The sequence below is a fragment of the Thermomonospora echinospora genome, from assembly GCF_900108175.1.
Taxonomy (GTDB): domain Bacteria; phylum Actinomycetota; class Actinomycetes; order Streptosporangiales; family Streptosporangiaceae; genus Thermomonospora; species Thermomonospora echinospora.
The window spans coordinates 401,827-418,642 of the sequence record NZ_FNVO01000002.1 but is presented as its reverse complement, the minus strand read 5'-3'; the positions used below and the strand labels follow the sequence as shown (position 1 = coordinate 418,642).

17 protein-coding genes are annotated in these 16,816 nt (G+C 70.6%); 10 read left to right on the top strand and 7 right to left on the bottom strand.

The features are described from left to right. The first annotated feature begins 88 nt into the window (after positions 1 to 88). Complete coding sequence (locus C4U03_RS06130; protein WP_235017669.1) at positions 89 to 781, top strand: 4'-phosphopantetheinyl transferase family protein; 693 nt, start codon at positions 89 to 91, stop codon at positions 779 to 781. On the opposite strand, the gene C4U03_RS06125 is transcribed toward C4U03_RS06130, so the two are convergent. Together C4U03_RS06125 and C4U03_RS06120 are read right to left on the bottom strand one after the other, a co-directional pair. Then, positions 774 to 1,640 carry an SDR family NAD(P)-dependent oxidoreductase gene (locus C4U03_RS06125; protein WP_103936649.1) on the bottom strand — a complete coding sequence of 289 codons (867 nt, stop codon included), beginning with the start codon at positions 1,638 to 1,640 and terminating at the stop codon, positions 774 to 776. The genes C4U03_RS06130 and C4U03_RS06125 overlap by 8 nt on opposite strands. After that, a complete protein-coding gene (locus C4U03_RS06120; protein ID WP_235017668.1) occupies positions 1,640 to 2,338 on the bottom strand; it encodes a TetR/AcrR family transcriptional regulator in 699 nt (232 codons plus the stop codon). The genes C4U03_RS06125 and C4U03_RS06120 overlap by 1 nt, the downstream gene beginning before the upstream one ends. 85 nt (positions 2,339 to 2,423) lie before the next feature. Between C4U03_RS06120 and C4U03_RS06115 the strand changes: the two genes are divergently transcribed. Next, complete coding sequence (locus C4U03_RS06115; RefSeq protein ID WP_103936647.1) at positions 2,424 to 3,881, top strand: flavin-containing monooxygenase; 1,458 nt, start codon at positions 2,424 to 2,426, stop codon at positions 3,879 to 3,881. 17 nt (positions 3,882 to 3,898) lie between these two features. Here the strand turns inward: C4U03_RS06115 and C4U03_RS06110 are convergent, their stop codons facing one another. The 5 genes from C4U03_RS06110 to C4U03_RS06090 all read right to left on the bottom strand — a co-directional run bounded on the left by C4U03_RS06110 (position 3,899) and on the right by C4U03_RS06090 (position 8,325). Next, positions 3,899 to 4,549, bottom strand: coding sequence for a TetR/AcrR family transcriptional regulator (locus C4U03_RS06110; protein ID WP_103936646.1), 651 nt, complete (start codon positions 4,547 to 4,549; stop codon positions 3,899 to 3,901). A 91-nt stretch (positions 4,550 to 4,640) separates the two neighbouring features. Continuing rightward, positions 4,641 to 6,050, bottom strand: coding sequence for an MFS transporter (locus C4U03_RS06105; RefSeq protein WP_103936645.1), 1,410 nt, complete (start codon positions 6,048 to 6,050; stop codon positions 4,641 to 4,643). A 126-nt stretch (positions 6,051 to 6,176) separates the two neighbouring features. Continuing rightward, the gene (locus tag C4U03_RS06100) at positions 6,177 to 6,815 is read right to left on the bottom strand and encodes a TetR/AcrR family transcriptional regulator (protein WP_235017667.1); all 639 of its coding nucleotides are present in this window, start codon (positions 6,813 to 6,815) and stop codon (positions 6,177 to 6,179) included. 10 nt (positions 6,816 to 6,825) lie between these two features. Then, complete coding sequence (locus C4U03_RS06095) at positions 6,826 to 7,461, bottom strand: aggregation-promoting factor C-terminal-like domain-containing protein (protein WP_103936643.1); 636 nt, start codon at positions 7,459 to 7,461, stop codon at positions 6,826 to 6,828. Between the two features lie 342 nt (positions 7,462 to 7,803). Continuing rightward, a complete protein-coding gene (locus tag C4U03_RS06090) occupies positions 7,804 to 8,325 on the bottom strand; it encodes a MarR family winged helix-turn-helix transcriptional regulator (RefSeq protein WP_235017666.1) in 522 nt (173 codons plus the stop codon). A 269-nt stretch (positions 8,326 to 8,594) separates the two neighbouring features. On the opposite strand from C4U03_RS06090, the gene C4U03_RS06085 reads away from it, so the two are divergent. The 8 genes from C4U03_RS06085 to C4U03_RS06050 are packed head-to-tail and all read left to right on the top strand — an operon-like array spanning position 8,595 to position 16,805. After that, positions 8,595 to 9,398, top strand: a complete 804-nt coding sequence (locus C4U03_RS06085) for an MlaE family ABC transporter permease (protein ID WP_103936641.1) — start codon at positions 8,595 to 8,597, stop codon at positions 9,396 to 9,398. Beyond that, positions 9,399 to 10,265, top strand: coding sequence for an MlaE family ABC transporter permease (locus C4U03_RS06080; protein ID WP_103936640.1), 867 nt, complete (start codon positions 9,399 to 9,401; stop codon positions 10,263 to 10,265). Further along, positions 10,262 to 11,320, top strand: coding sequence for an MCE family protein (locus C4U03_RS06075; RefSeq protein WP_103936639.1), 1,059 nt, complete (start codon positions 10,262 to 10,264; stop codon positions 11,318 to 11,320). Before C4U03_RS06080 ends, C4U03_RS06075 begins: the two co-directional genes overlap by 4 nt. Continuing rightward, positions 11,317 to 12,393, top strand: coding sequence for an MCE family protein (locus C4U03_RS06070; protein WP_103936638.1), 1,077 nt, complete (start codon positions 11,317 to 11,319; stop codon positions 12,391 to 12,393). The genes C4U03_RS06075 and C4U03_RS06070 overlap by 4 nt, the downstream gene beginning before the upstream one ends. Next, a complete protein-coding gene (locus C4U03_RS06065; RefSeq protein ID WP_103936637.1) occupies positions 12,393 to 13,418 on the top strand; it encodes an MlaD family protein in 1,026 nt (341 codons plus the stop codon). The genes C4U03_RS06070 and C4U03_RS06065 overlap by 1 nt, the downstream gene beginning before the upstream one ends. Then, positions 13,418 to 14,440: an MCE family protein gene (locus C4U03_RS06060; protein ID WP_103936636.1), complete on the top strand. Its 1,023-nt coding sequence runs from the start codon at positions 13,418 to 13,420 to the stop codon at positions 14,438 to 14,440. The genes C4U03_RS06065 and C4U03_RS06060 overlap by 1 nt, the downstream gene beginning before the upstream one ends. Next, positions 14,440 to 15,516, top strand: coding sequence for an MlaD family protein (locus C4U03_RS06055; RefSeq protein WP_103936635.1), 1,077 nt, complete (start codon positions 14,440 to 14,442; stop codon positions 15,514 to 15,516). Before C4U03_RS06060 ends, C4U03_RS06055 begins: the two co-directional genes overlap by 1 nt. Continuing rightward, positions 15,513 to 16,805, top strand: coding sequence for an MCE family protein (locus C4U03_RS06050; RefSeq protein ID WP_103936634.1), 1,293 nt, complete (start codon positions 15,513 to 15,515; stop codon positions 16,803 to 16,805). Before C4U03_RS06055 ends, C4U03_RS06050 begins: the two co-directional genes overlap by 4 nt. Positions 16,806 to 16,816: the final 11 nt, after the last annotated feature.

Below are 16,816 nucleotides of genomic sequence, written 5' to 3'. Positions count from 1 at the left end.
CCGGCCTGCCGGCGCCCGGATTTCAACGTCACGGCTGCCGGACGCGCAGTCAAGGGCCTTCCCGGTCGCACGCGTGTACGTTGGCCCCGTGCTGGAGTGTCAGGTTTGGTGGGCGACGCCCGCGGATGTGCGGTCCCGGCATGTGGAACTGCTGGACGAGGTCGAACGGGCCCGCCGTGAACGTTACGTGCGGCCGGCCGACCGGGACCGGTTCACCGTGGGGGTGGCCGTGACCCGGCTGGCGGCCGGGGCGCTGCTCGGCGTCGCGCCCGAGCGGGTGCCGCTGGACCGTACCTGCGCGGGCTGCGGCGCCCCGCACGGCCGGCCGGTGATCGACGGCGGGCCGCACCTGTCGGTGTCGCACTCGGGCGAACGGGTGGTGGTCGCGCTCACCGGCGGCCCGGTCGGCGTGGACGTGGAGGAGGACGCGGGCCGGCTGACCGAGGGCGTCGCCGGTCAGTTGCTGGGCCCGGACGAGGCCGCCGACCTGCGTGATCTGGGTCCGGCCGCCCGCCGCCGGGGCCTGCTGGAGTACTGGACCCGCAAGGAGGCGGTGCTGAAGGCCACCGGAGACGGCCTGCGCGTCCCGCTGACCGACCTGCGGATGTCCGCGCCCGACGAGCCGCCCCGCCTGCTGGCCTGGGAGGACCGTCCCGGCCTGGCCGGCCGGCTCACCCTGCGCACCCTCACCCCCGGCCCCGGCTACGCCGCCTGCCTGGCCCTCATCGACCAGCCGGACGCCCGGATCCGTGAGGAGAGCGCGGGCCCGCTGCTCACCTGACCCCGGGTGCGGGCACCCGGGCCAGCAGGCGCATCGCGCCGGGGGACAGGCGGGACAGACCGCGCAGCAGGTGGCCCTCGAAGGTGACCGGGACCACCGCCTTGTTCTTGACGATGGCCTCCACGATGCGCTCGGCGACCTTCTCCGGCGGGTAGCGACGCAGCCGCATGCCGCGTTGGACCAGCTCGCGCAGCCGTTCGGCGCGCCGCTCGTCCATGCCGACGAACGTGGTGTTGCGGAGGATTCCGGTCTCGGAGAAGCCAGGGCAGACCGCGGTGACCCCGATCCGGGCGCCGGCCAGCTCGGCACGCAGGCACTCGCTGAGCATCAGCACCGCCGCCTTGGTGGTGCAGTACGCCGGCAGTTGGCGGCTGGGCGAGTACGCGGCGGCCGAAGCGATGTTGACGATGTGGCCGCCCTTGTTGGGCGGGTCGGGCCTGGTGGGCAGCGCCCGGGAGCGTTCGAGCATCTGCGCCCCGAACAGCCGGGAGCCGTGGATGACGCCCCACAGGTTGACCCCGAGGATCCGCTCCCAGTCGGCCACGCCGGTGTCCAGGAACGGGCCGCTGATCGCGATCCCGGCGTTGTTGACGACGATGTCGGGCACCCGGTGGCCCCCGCGTACATCGGCGGCGAACTTCTCCATCGCCGCCGCGTCCGACACGTCCACCTGGTAGGCGGTGGCGGTGGGGCCCAGCGTCCCGGCCAGCGCGGCGGTGCGCTCGGCGGACGCGCCGTCGATGTCGGCGGCGATCACGGTGGCGCCGCGCTCGGCCAGGGCCAGCGCGGTGGCCCGGCCGAAGCCGCCACCGGCGCCGGTGACGACGGCCAGCGCGCCGTCGAACGGGGCTACGGGCATCACGACCTCCGATGGGGGGGACCGGTCAGATCGTCCGGAGAGCCCTCCGATCCTGGCACGTCCGGGGCGGGTGCGGGACCGGAAACCGGGGCCTGGAGATGGTGCCGCATGGCGTTCCAGGTGAAGTCGGTCATGTACCGGGCGGCGTCGTGGGCGGTCACCTCCGGATGGCGTAGCCGCCACACCGCCAGCCGCTCGCAGGCGCCGATGATGATCTCGGTGTAGGCCTCCACCGCGGGGCGCGGCATCTCCGGCGCCAGCGCGGCGATGATCGGCGCGATCAGCCCGCTCTGCTGCCGCCGGGTCTGCTCGATGGCCTCCCCGGTGGCGGGCGTGGCGACCAGCGGCTCCTGCAGCAGCATTGCGAACGACCTGCTGTGCGCGTCCATGAACTCGAAGTAGGCGAGCATGCCGCGCCAGACCACGTCCTGCGGGGTGGTCGCCCGGTCCATCGCGGCCCGGGTCGCCTCGTACAACTCGGCCTTGGACCGGTCGATCGCCGCGGTCAGCAGCCCGTCCTTGGAGCCGAAGTACTCGTACAGCATCGGCTTGGACACGCCGCAGCGCTCGGCGATCTCCTCCATGGAGGCGGCGCGGTAGCCGCGCTCGGCGAAGACCTCCTCGGCCATGTCGAGCATCTGGCGCTCGCGGTCGGCGCGCGACATCCGCCGTCGTGTCTTGGGTGTGGCACCGCTCACAGGCAAACCCTACCTATTGGACCTACCGCCAGTAATCTACTGGTGGTAACTTACTCAGAGTAGGTTACTGGTGAAGTGAGGGATCATGAGCACACGTCCCGCCATCGTCATCATCGGCACCGGGTTCGGCGGCCTGGGCATGGCGATCCAACTGATCAGGTCCGGCTTCCACGACTTCCTCGTGCTGGAGAAGAGCGGCGACCTCGGCGGCACCTGGCGGGAGAACACCTACCCCGGATGCGCCTGCGACGTCCCCTCGCACATGTACTCCTTCTCGTTCGAGCTGAACCCCGGCTGGACGCGGATGTTCGCCCCGCAGCGGGAGATCCAGGAGTACCTGCACCGCACCGCCGACAAGTACGGCGTCAAGCGCTACATCCGCTACAACAGCAAGGTCGAGCGGATGGAGTACGACGACGCGGCGCAGCGCTGGGAGGTGACGCTGGCCGACGGGACCCGCTACCGCCCGAAGGCGGTCGTCTCCGGCATCGGCGCCCTGCACATCCCGTCCTATCCGGACCTGCCGGGGCTCGACACCTTCAAGGGCACGACCTTCCACTCCGCCGAGTGGGACCACACCTACGACCTGACCGGCAAGCGGGTGGCGGTGATCGGCACCGGCGCCTCGGCGATCCAGTTCGTCCCCAAGGTCGCCGAGCAGGCCGCGCAACTGCACGTCTTCCAGCGCACCGCGCCGTGGATCCAGCCCAAGCCCGACAAGGAGTTCGGCACGGGGGTCCGGGCGTTCCTCAAGACCGTCCCCGGCGCCGCGCGGACGCTGCGTTACGGCATCTACTGGGCGCTTGAGGCGCGCGCCGTCGGGTTCACCGTCGACCCCCGGCTGTCGGGACCGATGGACAAGCTCGCCCGCCGGCACATCCGGCGGCAGATCGCCGACCCCGAACTGCGCCGCAAGGTCACCCCCGACTACACCATCGGCTGCAAGCGGGTGCTGCTGTCCAACGACTACTATCCGGCGCTCACCCGGCCGAACGTCGACCTGATCACCGAGGGCGTCGCCGAGGTGCGCGAGCACTCGATCGTCACCGGCGACGGCCGGGAGCTGGAGGTCGACTGCATCATCTACGGCACCGGCTTCAAGGTCGTCGACGCCCTCGCCGAGCAGCAGATCGTCGGCCGCGGCGGCGTCAAGCTCCAGGAACTGTGGGCGGAGGGCGCCGAGGCCCACCACGGCGTCACCCTGCCCGGCTTCCCCAACTTCTTCATGCTGCTGGGCCCCAACACCGGACTGGGCCACAACTCGGTCGTCTTCATGATCGAGGTGCAGATCCAGCACATCCTCAGCTGCCTGCGACTGCTGGCCGAGCAGCGGGCCGACACCATCGAGCCCCGGCCGGAGGCGGTCCGGCGGTTCAACGACCGGATGCACCGGCGGCTGCGCCGGGCGGTCTGGAACGAGGGCGGCTGCACCAGCTGGTACCTGGACGCCAACGGCGTCAACCGCACCCTGTGGCCGGGGTTCACCTTCGAGTACTGGCTGTCCAGCCGCAGGGCCAGGCCCGCCGACTACGTGATCGGCTGACCCGTCCCCCGGGACCGCTACTTCTCCGGCGGGGCGAACAGCGGCTTGATGCCGGCGATGATCTGGCGGATCACCGGGCGCTGGGCCTCCGGCGTCCGGCCGCGCAGGTCCAGCACCGGGTCCAGGCCGTCGTAGTAGGGGGACAGCGCCAGGAACGGCAGCGTCATCAGCATCAGCGTCGCCAGGATCTGCAGGTCGGCGTCCGGGCGGATGTCACCGCGCTCCTGCCACAGCGTCAGCACCGGGTGGATGACCTGGAGGTAGTGCTGGTTGGCGGTGTCGCGGACCACCGCCCGCACGTTGTTGTCGAGCTCGAAGTTGGTGGCCGCGGTGACCCCCCGCTCCAGCGGATGGTCGGCCATGTACTCGGTCCACTCGCAGAACACGTCGAACAGCCAGCCGTCGAAGGGCTGGTCCAGGTCGATCCCGGCGATCCGGTGCTCCATGTCCTCGCGGACCCGCCGGGACGTCTCGTCGCAGACGTAGGCGAAGAACTCCAGCTTGTCGGTGAAGTACTGGAAGAGGGAGCCCTTGGCGATGCCGGCCTCGCGGGCGATGGTGTTCAGACTGCCGGTCGAGTAGCCGTGCTCCCCGAATTCCCGCATCGCCACTTCGAGCACCCGCTCGCGCTTGGCGACGTTCAGCCGGAACCACGTGGAGGTAGGCATCGGCAGTCCACTTTCCGTCAGTACGTTGTGACCCGACGGTTAGGCTAGCGGTTCACCATGACCATGGGGGAGGAGTCCGTCGCCGTCCGGCTCAGGAAGGGGCACGGCGCGTGGCGACCAGTCCGGCCACCGCCGCGGCCATGCTCAGCAGCGCCATCACCAGCATCACCGCCATCGCCCGCTGGTATCCGGCCACGGTGCCCTCAGGAGCCGCCCCGGTGAACAGCGCCGGGCGGTCGGCCCGGTCCACCGCACTGGCGATCAGGCTGAGGGCCATCGCCACCCCCAGGGTGTTGCCCACGTTCTGCAGGGTCAGCCGCATCCCGTTCACCACGCCGAGCCGGTCGCGTGGCACCCGGGCCATGATCGCGGTGGTGTTTCCGGTCAGGAACACCCCGGACCCGGCGCCCATCAGCGCCAGCCCGGCGGCCACCACCGGGTACGGGGTGCCGGCGTCCAGGGTGAGCAGCAGCGTCGCCAGTCCGGCGGCCGTCATCGCGGGCCCGGCCACCGCCACCGTCCGCGGCCCCACCCACCGGGCCAGCGTCCCGGCCAGCGGCGAGGCCACCATCATCGCGATCGGCACCGGCAGCACCGCCAGCCCGGCGGTGGCCGCGTCGACCCCCCGGACCCCCTGGAAGAACAGCGCGGCCACCAGCACGATCCCGAACCGGGCCAGGGTGTGCAGGAAGGCGGCAGCGTTGGCCAGGCTGAACCCCGGGTCCGCGAACAGGCCCAGGTCGATCAGCGGATGGGCGGTGCGCCGCTGCGCCCACCAGAACAGCGGCAGCCCCAGCGCGAACGCCAGCACTCCGGCCAGCACCAGCGGGCTGCCCCAGCCCAGCGCGCCCGCCTCCGACAGGGCCAGCAGCAGCCCGCCCAGCCAGCACAGCAACAGCAGGGCGCCGCGCACGTCCACCGGCTCGCGGTCGCCGCGCGGCACCTTCCGCAGCGTCACCGCGCCCCAGCAGATCGCGGCGATCCCGAACGGGACGTTGAACCAGAACACCCACCGCCAGCCCGCCGCGTCCGCCAGGAACCCGCCCACCGACGGGCCGAGCACCTGGGAGACCGAGATGGTGGAGATGTACAGGCCGATGCCCTGGCTGAGCAGGTGCGGCGGGAAGGAGTGGGTGATGATGGCGGTCGCGTTGGCCAGGATCATGGCGAACCCGGCGGCCTGCACCATCCGCAGCGCGATCAGCGCCCCGACGCCCGGCGCCAGGCCCAGCAGCAGGCTCGCGACGGTGAAGACCCCGTAGCCGAGCATGTAGGTCTCGCGCCGCCCGAACACGTCCGCCAGTCGTCCGCACAGCACCAGCAGGACGGTGTTGGTCAGCATGAACGACAGCAGCACCCAGTGCGCGGCCAGCGCCCCGGCCTCGAAGTGCCGCACCACCACCGGCAGCGCCACGTTCAGCGTGCTGGCGTTCACCCCGGTCATCAGCGAGCCCAGGGTGACCACCGACAGCACGCGCCAGTGGTACGGAACCCTCGCCATCGCCCGCCCCCGCCGCCCGGCCCGCTCTCCCCGTCGTCTCCATGATCACGGTATCGGCGGCCGGTGCGTCCGGCGGAGCCGGGGCCGCCCGCGGGCCGGCCGGCCGGTCAGTGGGTTGGCGGCCGGTCAGTCGGCCAGCCGGATCAGGATCCGGCAGACCTCCTCGATGATCTCGTCGGCGGCCTGCTCGCTCTCGGCGCCGGCGATCTCGCGGCCCGCTTCGCCGATCACGTTGGTGAGCACCAGGCTGAGCACCTCCCGGCGGCGGCCGCCCGCGCCGTCCGGGCCGCCGTTCAGGCCGCGCAGCAGCTTGGTGTTCTGCGCGATCCACTGGCGGGCCCGGCCGCGGCGCATCAGCGAGAAACCCGAGGGGCCCTCGCCCTCGTGGAACAGCCGCGCCACGTCCCGCTGCTCCCAGCACACCCGTAGGTAGGCGCGGGCCCCGGCGATGAAGAGCGCTATCGGGTCCCGCTCGCCGCTCTTGCGGGCGGCCGAGACCGCCTGGGTGGCGCCCTCCTCCTGCGCGCGGGTGTAGTCCTCCCACAGCGCCAGGTACAGGCCCGCCTTGCCGCCGTAGTGGTGGTAGAGGCTGCCGACGCTGATCCCGGACCGTTCGACGATCTCGGCGATCCCTGCGTCGCTGTAGCCACGGTCGGCGAAGACCTCCTGGGCCGCCTGGAGCAGTGCCTGACGGGTGGCGTCAGCCCGCGCCCACTGCCGTCCACCGCCCCCCTCGCCATGGCCGTTGATGCCCATGGCCTTCATCGTTCCACGTTCAGTACCAGTGGTTGGCCTGCCAGAAGCCCCATGCCTTGCAGGGGTCGCCGTAGCGGGCCTTGATGTAGCCGAGGCCCCAGGCGATCTGGGTGGGGGAGCTGGTGCGCCAGTCCGAGCCGGCCGAGGAGAGCTTGGTGGCGGGCAGCGCCTGCGGGATGCCGTAGGCGCCGCTGGAGGGGTTCTCGGCCCGCTCGTTCCAGCTGCTCTCGTGCTCCCAGAGAGTCTCCAGCGACGGCCAGCACCTCGACCAGCCCTTGAGCGCGTTCATCTGCTTGCCGTACGCCTTGTTCTGCGCGGCGCTGGGGTTGATGGTGCGCAGTGCCTCGGCGGTCCTGGACGCCTCGATCTTGTCGCGGTTCTCGGCGAGCCACTCGGCGCGTTCCCTGGCCTTGCGCTCCTCTTCGAGCTGCCGTTCGTGGGCGCGGCGCTTGGCCTGGGCGACGGCGTCCGCCGCGACCGCGTCCATGTCGGAGGTCTTCAGCAGCCGCAGCATGTCGTTGGTGGACAGGTCGGCCGCCAGCGCCGGTGGCTCGGCCTTGGCGAAGTCGAACGAGCCGATGTTGAGCACGACCGCCGTCAGCGCGGCGACCGCCGCCAGCGTGATGGTGACGTTGCTGGTGAGGACGCGCCACACCAGCCTGCGCCGGGCGCCGGGCGCGCGCCGCCGGGAGGACCGCCGTGCCGGTGGTCGCGGTGGCTGCGAGGGACGCGGGTGCTGCGAGGGACGTGAGTGCTGCGAGGGACGTGAGGGCTGTGAGGGACGCGTGGGCTGTGCGGGATGCGGCGCCGGTCGGTGGGGTACCCGCCGCCGGGACCGCCGTGCTGGTTCGGGCGTTTCGCCCCGCCTGTGCCGCATGGAGGTGGATTGCCCTGCCTTGACCGGTGAACTGCTCGCCGCCTAACGATACGCATGGTGATACATGGTCGGTTCGGAACGGCGAAACGTCACTCTGCGTAGCGCTATGTGGGCTTGGCGTCAGAACTCGGTGTCGCCCGTCGCCAGTCGGAGGTCCCGGAGCGCGTCGAACAGCTCCTCATGCCGCCCGGCCAGCCCGCCCAGCGGCCCCTCGTCGGCGTTCTCCAGCGCCGCGTTGGCCGCCCGTGCCCGCTCCGCCCCCAGTTCGGTGATCCGCACCACGGTGGCCCGGCGGTCGTGGGGGTGTCGCTGGCGGGTCACCAGGCCCGCCCGTTCCAGTTGGTCGACGGTGAGCTTGACGGTGGTGGGGTGGATCATCATCAGCCGGCCGAGGGTGCTCAGCAGGGCCCGCCCGCCGTTCATCAGCGCCAGGGTGGTCAGCACGAAATAGCCGGTCCGGCTGAGCTCCAGGGACTTCAGCCGGTCCTCCAGGGCGCGGGCCAGGATCTGGTGCAGCCGACTGAGCGAGCACATGGCCAGGAACGGCCAGGGCCCGCCGGCCATGCCCTCCTCGGCCCACCGGGTGTGTACCACGGTGAGCGGGTCGGCGGGTTCGGCACGTCTTTCCGCAGGCGTTCGCACCGGCAGATCCTAGCCGCCGGAAGTCGTGGACGTAAGTACTCGCTTTTTAGACATTCCTCCAATAGAGTGCTCCAGATCACAGTCAGGGCCCGGAGTGACAGGTGTGATCTCCGTCCCTGTCGTGATCCGACCTCGGTTGGTTCCACCGCAGGAGCCGTCCCGCCAGGGCGGCCGCCGGCCGGTGTTTCGGATGGGCGCCGACGTCCGAGAACAAAAGGAGGCTGGTATGACCCTTGACCCCGCCCCCCACGGCAAGGGCGCCGGCTGAGATGGCCCTGAGCCTGCAGAAGGCACCCGGCCACGCGCTGCGGCGCGCGGGCCGAGCGGCCGACGAGACCGGCCTGCTGTTCGTGACCCTGCTGGAGGGGCTGCGCCGCACCTGGGACATCCGCACCTGGTGGGGCGAGTTCATCGAGCAGTGCTGGTTCATCGCCCGCGTCACCAGCGTCCCCGTGCTCCTCATCGCCATCCCGCTGGGCGCCACCATCTCGCTGCAGGCCGGCGACATCGCCCGCCAGCTCGGCGCGCAGTCCGGCACCGGCGCGTTGGTGGTGGCCAACATGATCACCCAGGTCGCCCCGCTGGCCTCGGCGCTGCTGATCTCCGGCGCCGGCGGCTCGGCCATCACCTCCGACATGGGCGCCCGGCACATCCGCGACGAACTGGCAGCCATGGAGGTGATGGGCATCAACCCAGTGCACCGGCTGGTCACCCCGCGACTGTGGGCGGCCAGCACGGTGGCACTGCTGCTGTGCTCGGTGGTGATCCTGTCGGGCACCGCCGGCGGCTTCTACTTCAACGTCATCCAGCAGGGCGTCAGCCCGGGCGCCTACTTCGACGGCGCCACCTCGCTGCTGCAGATCTCGGACCTGATGATCACTTTGTTCAAGGCGTGGGTCTTCGGTTTCATCGCCGCCGCAGTGGCCTGCTACGCAGGCATGAACTGCGACTACGGACCGGTCGGCGTGGGCCGTGCGGTCAACAAGGCGGTGGTGATGACCTCGATCCTGGTCTTCTCCGCGAACTACGTGATCACCATGCTGTACCAGGTCCTCGTCCCCCCGAGGTTCTGAATGGTCGCCACCTCTCCCGTGCTCTCCCCGGTGCGCCGGTTCGGCCGCGCGCTGCGCGAGCGCGCCGCCGGCCTGGGCGCCGCCGCCGACATGCCCGTCTTCCTCGGCCGGGTGCTCTATCACGTGCTGTTCGACCTGGTGCTGCGGCGCAAGTACGGCAAGATGCTGCTGCGCCAGATCAGCGACATCACCGTCGGCGCCGGCGCGCTGGTGATCGGCGGCGGCATGATCTTCGTGATCACCACCATGTCGCTGGCCACCGGCGCCATGGTCGGTATGCAGGGCTACCCGTCGCTGGAACGGATCGGCGCCGAGGCCTTCAGCGGCGTGATGGCCAGCTTCGCCAACGTCCGCGAGGGCACCCCGATCATCGCCGGGGTGGCGCTGATCGCCCAGGTCGGCTCGGCCTTCACCGCCGAGATCGGGGCCATGCGGATCTCCGAGGAGATCGACGCCATGGAAGTGATGGGCATCAACTCGCTGACGTTCCTGGTGTGCACCCGGGTCGCGGCGGGGGTCATCGCCCTGGTCCCGCTCTACCTGCTGTCGCTGTTCGCCAGCTTCTTCGCCACCCGGTTCATCACCGTCCAGTACTTCGGGCTGTCGCCGGGGATCTACGACTACTACTTCAACCTGTACCTGCCACCGATCGACGTGCTCTACAGCGCGATCAAGGTGGCGGTGTTCGCCTTCGTGATCATGTTCATCCACTGCTACCGCGGCTACTACGCGGCCGGCGGCCCGGTGGGGGTGGGCGTCGCGGCGGGCCGGGCGATCCGGGAGTCCAGCGTCGCGATCATCGTGATCAACCTGCTTCTGTCCTACATCTTCTGGGGCCACGGCAGCACCGTGAGGTTGACCGGATGAGCGAAGAGAACCTGTCCCTGCGGTCGCGTCTGCTGTACGGCGCGATCGGCACCGCGGTCCTGGTGAGCGGTGCGGCGGTCGCCCTGGTGGGCAGCCAGCCCGACCACTCGGGCGCGACCTACTACACCGCCTCGTTCGGCCGGGCCGGACAGGGCCTGGACCACCGGTCGGACGTGAAGGTGCGCGGCATCACCGTCGGCGGTATCGACTCGGTCAGCCTGGAGCCGGGTGGCCGGGTCAAGGTCCGCATCCGCATCGACGAGGACCTGCGGATCACCCGCGATGCGCTGGCCGCCATCGAGCCGGTTTCGGTGTTCGGTCCCAAGGACCTGACCATCGACATGGGCGGGGGCGACGTTCAGGGGCCCTACCTGCCGGAGGGCGGCACGATCACCCGTACCAAGGACCCCGAGGAGTTGTCCGACGTCGCCTGGCCCGCCTACCGGCTGACCGGGGCGCTGGACCCGCAGGACATCGCCACCCTGCTGCACACTTTCTCGCAGGGCCTGAACGGGCAGGGCCCCGCGCTGCGCCGCAGCATCGACAACGGCACCAAGCTGTTGGACGTCGCCTACGACCGGCGGGCGGAGATCCAGCGGCTGATCGACGACATCGCCGCGCTGTCGGGCACCCTCGGCGGCCGCGGCGACACCATCACCGGCCTGGCCCGCGACTTCAACGCCCTGTCCCCGGCCCTCAACGACCGGCCCGACAAGGTCGCCGAACTGCTGGACCAGGCCGGGCGGCTGTCGGACCAGGTGTCGGGCACGCTGCAGCGGCACGGCGGCGACATCGCCGAGATCATCGACGGTGGAGGCCGCGCCGTGCAGGTGCTGTACCAGGAGCGGGACGACATCCCCACCCTGGTCACGGGGCTGACCGGCTTCTTCACGCTGCTGTCGGACATCATCCGGATCAAGGGTCCGGAGAACTCGTTGCTCGCCCAGGCCGTCGACTTCCTCCCGCTGGACGTCTGCAAGATCATCATCGATGTCTGCCGGGCCGACCCCTCGATGGCCGGCTCCTACCTGAAGCTCACCGGAGGTGGGCGATGAGCCGGTTCGGCAGGAAGGGACGGGGACCCAGCAGCCGCTCGCTGCTGTCGTTCACCGTGTTCGCCGCGCTGACCACCGCGCTGACCGTCTTCATCGGCCAGCAGATCCTGGCCACCGGCTTCAACGACCGCTACGCGCTGACCGCCACGTTCGACGACGTGACCGGGCTGCTCACCGGCGACCAGGTCAAGATCTCCGGGGTTCCGGTGGGCCGGGTCAATGAGATCGAGATCCGGCAGGGCAAGGCCGTGGTGGTGATGGAGGTGGACCGCGAGGTCCGCGTGCCCGACGACTCCACCGCCGCGGTGCAGTGGCGCAACACGATGGGCCAGCGGGTGGTCTACCTCAAGCCCGGCACCAGCGGCCGGATGCTGGCCGACGGCGGCCGGGTGCCGCACACCCAGTCGGTGGTGGACCTCGGTGAGATCGTCAACGCGCTCGGGCCGCTGACCGGCAGCCTGGACCCGGACATGCTCAACAAGCTGCTGCAGGGCTTCGCGCAGACGCTGGACGGCAACGAGGACAACATCAACACGATGATCCAGAACGTGGACCTGCTGCTGGCCGCGTTCGGCCGGCGGGCCCAGACCGTCCAGCAGATGATCGACAACTACCGGACGGTGGCCGAGGCGGTGCGCACCCGGGACCGGCAGATCGCCGCGAGCATCGACAATCTCGAACGGCTGACCGAGGTGTTCGCGGGCAACCGGCAACTGCTGGAGGGCGCGGTGGTGGAGGTGTCGAACGTGACCTCCGCGCTCAACGAGGTGCTGGGCGGCAACGAGGAACAGCTGTCGCGGATCATCGGGAACCTCACCTCCTTCACCCAGACCGCCCGCTGGAAGATCGACAACCTGGAGAAGATGGTCCAGCAGCTCCCGCTGGCCCTGCGGCAGCTGTTCGCCGCCACCAACGGCGGCCACTTCCTGCGCAGCAACGCCCTGTGCCTGAACATCGTGCAGGGACCCTGTCCGTTCCCCATGAGGTTCCCCGGCAGCGGCCAGAAACCCTCCCAGCAGGAGCTGGCCAAGCTCAGGCAGATGCTCACCTCCGCGGGGACGGGAGGCCGCTGATGGCGCTCAAGTCGCTGCGCGACGTCAACCACCGGGTGGTCGCCCTGGTCTCGGTGACCGTGATCGGCGCCGCCTGTGTGTTCGCGTTCGCGGTCGGCCAGTTGCACCTGCTGGAACGCGGCTACGAGATGAGCGGGGTGTTCACCGACACCGGCGGGCTCAAGGACGGCGACGACGTCCGGGTGGCCGGGGTCAAGGCCGGCCGGGTGCTGAAGGTCGAGCCGGACTTCGGACGGGGCCAGGTCATCATCACCTGGCGGGTGAACGCGGGCGTCGAGCTGGGCCTGGACACCCGTGCCGACGTGCAGACCACCACCCTGCTCGGCGGCCGCTACCTGAAGCTGTCCGGACCGGTCCCCGCCGACGGCCCGTACGCCGACGACGTGCCGGAGAGCAAACGGCGGATCCCGCTGGGGCGCACCACCGTCCCGTACACCGTGACCGACGCGGTGGAGGGCGCCACCGACCTCACCCGCCGGCTCGACGAGAAGGCCATCGACCAGTTGCTGGACTCGGTCGCCAAGATCGAGTCGCCCAGCGCCGCCAAGCTGCGCGAGATGCTGGAGAACTTCCGTCGGCTGTCGGCCGCGCTGAACGAGTCCTATCCGCAGATCGAGAGGCTGATCGGGGCCAGCCGGGACATCACCGGCACGCTGGCCGCCAAGGACACCCAGCTCAAGGAGATCATCACGCAGAGCCGGACGCTGCTGCGCATGCTGGTCGAGCGGCGCCGGGAACTGGCCGCCACCATCGGCGAGGGCGGCCGCACGGTGCGCACGCTGTCCAACGTGGTCGCCAGCCACCAGCGTGAGCTGAACACCCTGCTGGACAACCTGCACCTGCTGACCACCCGGATCGCCCCGAACATGGACGCGCTCAACACCAGCTTCGCGTTGCTGGGCCCCACCTTCACCCAGGTCTCCCACGTCAAGGGCAACGGCAACTGGGTCGAGGGCCTGATGACCGGCCTCGGCCCGATCCAGCCGCCGGGCCCGATCTCCACACCCAAGGGGGGAGGCAACTGATGAGACGGTTGCTCGTCCTGGCCACGACGGCGGCGATGGCCGTCTCCCTGGGCGGATGCTCGCTGCTCGGCGGCGACGGCGGCCGGCGGGAGATGACGGTGGAGTTCGCCAAGGCCCGCTCGTTCTATCCCGGCTCCAAGGTCAAGATCATGGGCACGGACGTCGGATCGGTCGACAGCGTGGAGAATCTGGGCGACCGCATCAGGGTCCGCTTCCACCTGCGTTCCGACATCCCGCTGCCGGCCGGGGTGCACGCCTCCATCGTGCCGCTGAACCTGGTCGGCGAGCGCAACCTGGTGCTGCACCCGCCGTGGAAGCCCGGCCTGCCCAAGGAGACCGGCGACCAGATCCCGATGCAACGCACCAGCGTGCCGGTCGAGGTGGACGACGCGCTCGACTCGTTCACCAAGCTGAGCAACGCCCTGGACCCCACCCAGGTCAACAAGGCCCTCGGGGGCGCGGCCGAGTCGTTCAAGGGCAACGGGCAGTCGTTCAACGCCACGCTGGAGCAGGCCGGCCGGCTGGTGGAGAACATCGCCGGGCAGGACGAGGAACTGTTGGAGGTGGCGCGCAACCTGGACCGACTGGCCGGGGTGGTGCGCGGCCGCGAGCAGGTGCTCGGCCAGATGATCAGTGACTTCGGCGAGGCCACCCGGGTGCTGGCGGCCGAGCGCGGCGAACTGCAGGACCTGGTACGCGGGGTGCTGGAGCTGACCGAGCAGGGCGACAAGCTGCTGAAGAAGTACAAGGGACAGCTGCCCTACGACCTGGCGGTGCTCACCCGGTTCGCACTGTCGCTGCAGGGCCAGAGCAAGCGGGTGGCGCAACTGCTCGACGCGCTGCCCGAGGTGAGCAACGCCCTGATCGGCGGTTACAACCCGAAGGCCAAGGCGCTGAACCTCCGCTTCGCCACGGACGTGTTCCTGCGCACCTGGCTGACCGGCCTGATGGGCACCGACGACGTGCCCTGCCCGTTGCCCGAGCCCAACTCCAACTGCCCCTGGCAGCAGGGAGGCAACTGATGAGGCGGACGCTCGCTCTCGGGCTGGTGGCCGGCGTGCTGGCCTCCGGCTGCTCGGTGCGCACGCTGGGGGCGCCCAAGGGGGACCTCACCCTGGTCGCCACGTTCGACGACACCCAGCAACTGGTCACCGGGCACAGCGTGCAGATGTCGGACGTGAAGGTGGGCTCGGTCACCGGCGTCAGGCTGGTGGCGGGCTACAAGGCCGAGGTCACCATGTCCATCCGCGACGAGTACCGGATCCCGCAGGGCACCTCGGCGGAGATCAAGGTGACCTCGCTGCTGGGCGAGAACTTCGTGGATCTGCGGCTGCCGCCCGGCCAGAACATGTCCACCGGCCCGTTCCTGCGCAGCGGGGACCGGATCGCCAAGACCAGCACCCAGCCATCCTTCGAGCAGGTGGTCGGGCGGGCCGGGCCGCTGGTGAACGCGCTGGCCGGGGACGACCTGTCCAAGATCGTCAACGCCGGGGCGAGTGCGCTGGGCGGCAACGGGCCCAAGCTCAACGCCGCGGTCGCCAAGTCCGCCGAGCTGCTGGAGATGTTCGCCGGCCAGCGGGCGCAGCTGACCACGGCGGTCGACGAGTTCGCCCGGCTCGGCCGTTCGCTGGCCCGGGGATCGGCCGACCTCGGCAGGGCGCCCGCCGAGCTGGAGCGCACCACCCGGATGCTGAACCAGAACGCCGAGGAGATCCTGGCCACCGTCGAGAAGCTGACGCGGACGGCCCGGCTGCTGGGCGACAGGGTGCTCGAAGGCCGGGTGCTGACGCTGAAGAGGCTGATCCAGCAGGTCGATCCGGTGCTGGAGATGCTGGCCGGCGACCGTCAGCGGCTCGGCAACCTGGTGGACGGGATCGAGGTGTTCACCCGCGAGCTGCCCCGCGCCACCTACGACGGCCAGCTGCTGCTGTATCCGCTGCTGCGGTTCGTCCTGGACGACGGGACGATCCTGCCCAGGCCGACCGACGGCAGCCCCACCACCTTGGGCGGCAGGCGGAACCAGGCGAGCGATCCGGTCCCCGGCAAGGTCCGGGACGCCATGCCGAACCTCGACGACATCCTGGAGCGGCCCCGATGAACAGCCGGATCCTGATCAACGTCGCGGTCTTCGCGGCCCTGGGCGCGCTCCTGGTGGTCTGGGCCTTCAGCAGCGTCGTGCGGTTCGACTTCATCGACCGGCCCTACCGGATCACCGCCGAGTTCGAGTCCTCGCCCGGGCTGCATCCCAACTTCGAGGTGGACTACCTGGGCACCCGGATCGGCAAGATCGACTCCGTCCGGCTGCGCCCGGACCGAGTGGTGGTGCGGCTGGACATCGACCGGGGGGTGCGGATCCCCCGCGGGGTGACCGCGGCGGCGGCCCGCAAGTCGGCGGTCGGCGAGCCGGTGGTGGAGCTGACCCCCAAGCCCGGCCAGGCCGACGGGCCCCGGATGCCCACCGACGGCTCGGCGATGATCCCGGTCGCCGACACCTCGATCCCGCCCAAGTACGGGGACCTGTTCGGCGCGGTCAACAAGACCCTGGAGGCGATCGACCCCGACTCGGCCGGGACCCTGCTGCACGAGATGGCGGTGGGCTGGGCCGGACGGGAGAACTCGCTGCGCCAGATCATCACCGGCACCGACCAGCTGACCACCACGTTCGCCCGGGACACCGAGCTGATCGACGGGCTGACCAGCGACCTGGGCCGGATCGCCGATGTGCTGGCCGCCAACCGCGGGCAGTTGGGCGCGGGAGTCGACAACCTGGCCGCGCTCACCGCCGGGCTGCGCGGGGTGCGCACCGAGCTGGCCGAGTTGCGCGACCGCGGTCCCGAACTGCTGGAGACCGTGAACGGGCTGCTGGCCGACAGCGGCCCGGACGTGGAGTGCATGCTGGGCGCGCTCGGCGGTCTGGACCTCAGCGAGCACAACCCGGGCGTCTACGAGGACCTGCGGTCCACTCTCACCCTGGCCGGGCCGATGGTGCACGTGCTCACCAACATCATCGGCGAGGACCAGGGCAAGAAGGTCCTCAACATCGTCTTCATGCTCACCGTCAAGAAGCAGGCGACGCTGGAGTACAAGAAGCCGCTGCCGCAGCCGTCGGTCGCCGCGATCCCCACCTGCGCGGACGGCCGGGAGCCCGGCAAGAGCAAGCAGAAGAGCTTCCCCGGCAAGGATCCGGGCGACACGCTGCCGCCGCATGACGCGACCCCGCAGCGGGCTCCCGAACGGGCCCGCACTGCGGCGGACTCCACGCCGGACAGCGCCGGCGGCCCGCCGATGTGGCTGGTGTACGTTCCGCCGCTCATCGCGCTGCTGGTGCTGATCAAGGTCATGGCAGGTTCGGTCCCCGTGCTGTCCCGCCTGCGCCGACGCAAGTGACCACCCCCAAG

Coding starts and splice junctions, on each gene's coding strand:
- C4U03_RS06110 (WP_103936646.1), bottom strand. CDS start 4,549: ATGCCTACCTCCACGTGGTTCCGGCTGAACGTCGCCAAGCGCGAGCGG.
- C4U03_RS06115 (WP_103936647.1), top strand. CDS start 2,424: ATGAGCACACGTCCCGCCATCGTCATCATCGGCACCGGGTTCGGCGGC.
- C4U03_RS06080 (WP_103936640.1), top strand. CDS start 9,399: ATGGTCGCCACCTCTCCCGTGCTCTCCCCGGTGCGCCGGTTCGGCCGC.
- C4U03_RS06060 (WP_103936636.1), top strand. CDS start 13,418: ATGAGACGGTTGCTCGTCCTGGCCACGACGGCGGCGATGGCCGTCTCC.
- C4U03_RS06100 (WP_235017667.1), bottom strand. CDS start 6,815: ATGAAGGCCATGGGCATCAACGGCCATGGCGAGGGGGGCGGTGGACGG.
- C4U03_RS06075 (WP_103936639.1), top strand. CDS start 10,262: ATGAGCGAAGAGAACCTGTCCCTGCGGTCGCGTCTGCTGTACGGCGCG.
- C4U03_RS06065 (WP_103936637.1), top strand. CDS start 12,393: ATGGCGCTCAAGTCGCTGCGCGACGTCAACCACCGGGTGGTCGCCCTG.
- C4U03_RS06050 (WP_103936634.1), top strand. CDS start 15,513: ATGAACAGCCGGATCCTGATCAACGTCGCGGTCTTCGCGGCCCTGGGC.
- C4U03_RS06125 (WP_103936649.1), bottom strand. CDS start 1,640: ATGCCCGTAGCCCCGTTCGACGGCGCGCTGGCCGTCGTCACCGGCGCC.
- C4U03_RS06085 (WP_103936641.1), top strand. CDS start 8,595: ATGGCCCTGAGCCTGCAGAAGGCACCCGGCCACGCGCTGCGGCGCGCG.
- C4U03_RS06055 (WP_103936635.1), top strand. CDS start 14,440: ATGAGGCGGACGCTCGCTCTCGGGCTGGTGGCCGGCGTGCTGGCCTCC.
- C4U03_RS06105 (WP_103936645.1), bottom strand. CDS start 6,050: ATGGCGAGGGTTCCGTACCACTGGCGCGTGCTGTCGGTGGTCACCCTG.
- C4U03_RS06070 (WP_103936638.1), top strand. CDS start 11,317: ATGAGCCGGTTCGGCAGGAAGGGACGGGGACCCAGCAGCCGCTCGCTG.